The sequence below is a fragment of the Pleurocapsa sp. CCALA 161 genome, assembly GCF_003003995.1.
In the GTDB taxonomy this organism is placed as follows: domain Bacteria; phylum Cyanobacteriota; class Cyanobacteriia; order Cyanobacteriales; family Xenococcaceae; genus Waterburya.
The window spans coordinates 1-2,015 of the sequence record NZ_PVWF01000249.1 but is presented as its reverse complement, the minus strand read 5'-3'; the positions used below and the strand labels follow the sequence as shown (position 1 = coordinate 2,015).

Below are 2,015 nucleotides of genomic sequence, written 5' to 3'. Positions count from 1 at the left end.
AAACCGAGGCGGTATTCGCTGCGCTCAATACACCCGCCTCGGTTTTAGCGGGGGTCTCCACGGGAGGAGTCAGATGAAGTCACTAGGGCATAATTCCCTGGCAGTTACTTCGAGATATCTGCACGTTAAACCATCGGAGTGTACCAGTAAGTTTATCGATTTGGATTGAAGACAGCAGAGTTTAAGTCATGCCAGCGTGACAGAAAACGAGAAATACCTACACATACATATATCCCCCTATGCCCGACCTTCCAGAATTCATTCAACATCTTTACGAAAAATATCGCTCATTCAATTCGGGTTCTTTGGCTAGCTACATTCCCGAACTTACCAAAGCCAATCCTGACTGGTTTGCTATCTCTATTGTTACTAAAGAAGGAGAAGTATTTGAAGTCGGAGACATCTCGAAAAATTTTACCATTCAATCTATATCTAAGGTTTTTGTTTACGGCATGGCACTAGAAGATTGCGGTCGTCAAACCCTACTAGAAAAAATTGGCGTAGAACCTACAGGCGATCCTTTTAATTCGGTAATTCGCTTAGATGAAAACTCTAAACGCCCAGATAATCCAATGGTCAATGCTGGAGCGATCGCCACTGCTAGTTTGATTAAAGGCTCTCAGACCACTGACAAGCTAAATCGAATGCTGGATATGTTTCGTCGCTACATCGGTCATAATGTTTATATCGATGCTCCCGTATTCATGTCAGAAAAAGCTACAGGACATCGCAATCGCGCTCTAGCTAATTTGCTGCTTAATTTTGGCATTATCGACCATAATATCGAGGAAATTCTCGACCTCTATTTTCAACAATGTTCGATAGTAGTCAACTGTCACGATTTGGCAGTGATGGCTGCAACTCTAGCAAATCGAGGTATCAATCCCATAACTCAAGACAAAGCGATCGAGCCTTGTTACGTCAGGGATATTTTGAGCGTAATGTATACCTGTGGGATGTATAACTATGCGGGAGAATGGGCTTATAAAGTAGGAATTCCCGCTAAAAGTGGAGTTTCAGGAGGCATAATTGCAGTAATCCCCGACCGTGCTGGTATTGCAGTTTACTCCCCATTAATCGACCATAGAGGTAATAGTGTTAGGGGAATCAAAGTATTTGAAGCTTTGTCTGAAGAATTTCAACTTCACTTGTTGGATTTTCCTCTAGAACAGTGTCCTTTTCTCAATATTTCTCATCAAGATACAAAACGCCATCAATAGATGCGATCTCTTCTGCGTACCCTTCGGGCGATCGCTCTACTTCCCACCCCGAATATCCAAAGTCACCTCAGCAGTAATTGATCGCTCGATATTGACTTTAATGTTCTAAATAGCTGTTAATTTTATCTCTCAGGTCTATTAATTCTCGATTAAATTCCGTTTGCTCTAATTTTTTTTCACCTGTGGCATCCTGAGCCATAGCTTCGGCAAGTGTATAAGTAGCGTATAGTATATCTTTGGTTATTTCCCGATTTTTGGGTAAATCTCCACTGATGCCTTCCATTTTTTCATATTCAACCGCTCCAGCAGAATTTAAGATTGCTTGTGGAGCATGGCTAAAGAAGCTGTGAACGATAAAATGGTCAATACTCATAATTTTCTATTTCCTGATTTCTCCTCGAATATCCAGTGTCACCTCAGCAGTAATCGATCGCTCATTCTGTCCGAGTATCTTCACCCTTCTTACCTTCCCCCGATAAGGAGAATAAACCGATGTCAGCTTATCTAGTTCATCATCAATCGTATCTAGCTGAGTCTGGAGTGAGTTAACTTGCTCCTGCTGCTTCTGCATTTCTGTTTGATAGTCAGATACTTTAAGACTGTGTTCATACTGCTGACGACGGTAATTTAGTTTAGCTTCGTCTAGTGAGGCGATCGCCCTTTCAACATTAATTGAAGCTTCTAACTCTTTACGTTTCAAGTCGGCTAATTCCTGTACCATTGGTCACAACTTAAGTCTGAAAAGCAGTTGTCAAGAGAGTTTGAGAACTAGAAGAAAAAAAGAAGTCGGGAGCG

3 protein-coding genes are annotated in these 2,015 nt (G+C 41.6%); 1 reads left to right on the top strand and 2 read right to left on the bottom strand.

Features of this window, described 5'->3' with window-relative positions:
- Nucleotides 1-239: 239 nt before the first annotated feature.
- Nucleotides 240-1,220, top strand: a complete 981-nt coding sequence (gene glsA / locus C7B62_RS25290; protein WP_106244306.1) for a glutaminase A — start codon at nt 240-242, stop codon at nt 1,218-1,220.
- 97 nt (nt 1,221-1,317) lie between these two features.
- Here glsA and C7B62_RS25285 read toward each other — a convergent pair whose 3' ends face one another.
- Together C7B62_RS25285 and C7B62_RS25280 are read right to left on the bottom strand one after the other, a co-directional pair.
- Nucleotides 1,318-1,593, bottom strand: coding sequence for a hypothetical protein (locus C7B62_RS25285; protein WP_106244303.1), 276 nt, complete (start codon nt 1,591-1,593; stop codon nt 1,318-1,320).
- A 6-nt stretch (nt 1,594-1,599) separates the two neighbouring features.
- Nucleotides 1,600-1,941, bottom strand: coding sequence for a hypothetical protein (locus C7B62_RS25280; RefSeq protein WP_106244300.1), 342 nt, complete (start codon nt 1,939-1,941; stop codon nt 1,600-1,602).
- Nucleotides 1,942-2,015 lie beyond the last annotated feature (74 nt).

Bases quoted from the DNA above. Each gene is read 5' to 3' on its own strand.
- glsA (WP_106244306.1), top strand. From the start codon at position 240: ATGCCCGACCTTCCAGAATTCATTCAACATCTTTACGAAAAATATCGC.
- C7B62_RS25285 (WP_106244303.1), bottom strand. From the start codon at position 1,593: ATGAGTATTGACCATTTTATCGTTCACAGCTTCTTTAGCCATGCTCCA.
- C7B62_RS25280 (WP_106244300.1), bottom strand. From the start codon at position 1,941: ATGGTACAGGAATTAGCCGACTTGAAACGTAAAGAGTTAGAAGCTTCA.